Below are 525 nucleotides of genomic sequence, written 5' to 3'. Positions count from 1 at the left end.
GAACAATCTTAGCTCGATACACCGCTAGCCATTCTTCAACATCCATATTCCAGTGCTTAGCAATTTCCCAACTCGGCACATAATCGCCAAAACAATCAGCCAAGTCATCGCCATGCACACAAACACAGCAGTGCTTGAGCATAAAGCCCCAAGTAAAAATGCTATCAAGATTGGCAACTTCGCTAACAAGTGCCGTTCTTATCGCCACTCCCTTGACTTGCGGGTGATTTTGCTGAGCTCGCCACTTTATAGTATTGAGCAGCGTCGCTCGGTTGTTCTCAAACGTCGACTTTGTCACCACAACTAAATCCAGGTTGGACTTTCCTGCTATTGCCGTTTTTCGCGCAACACTTCCGTACACATAAACGCTGTGAAGATTTTGCCCTAGACCGCCTTTTAGGCACATCAACACCTCTTTGATTAAAGGAGCAAACTCTGGTTGAAATGGTTGTTTAGGATCGATAACTGGAAGAGACATGGATTAAAAAGCGCGCTCAAAGTTTGTCAGTAAGATTCGCTTATGAT

General features: G+C 44.8%; 1 protein-coding gene. It reads right to left on the bottom strand.

The features are described 5' to 3' along the window. Positions 1–478: nucleotidyltransferase domain-containing protein (locus tag R7Q46_RS30085; protein WP_318078706.1), on the bottom strand; the 478-nt coding region annotated here is incomplete at its 3' end. Between the last annotated feature and the right edge of the window lie 47 nt (positions 479–525).

The sequence above is a fragment of the Vibrio sp. 811 genome (assembly GCF_033339195.1).
This window is presented reverse-complemented; position numbering and strand designations above follow the sequence as displayed.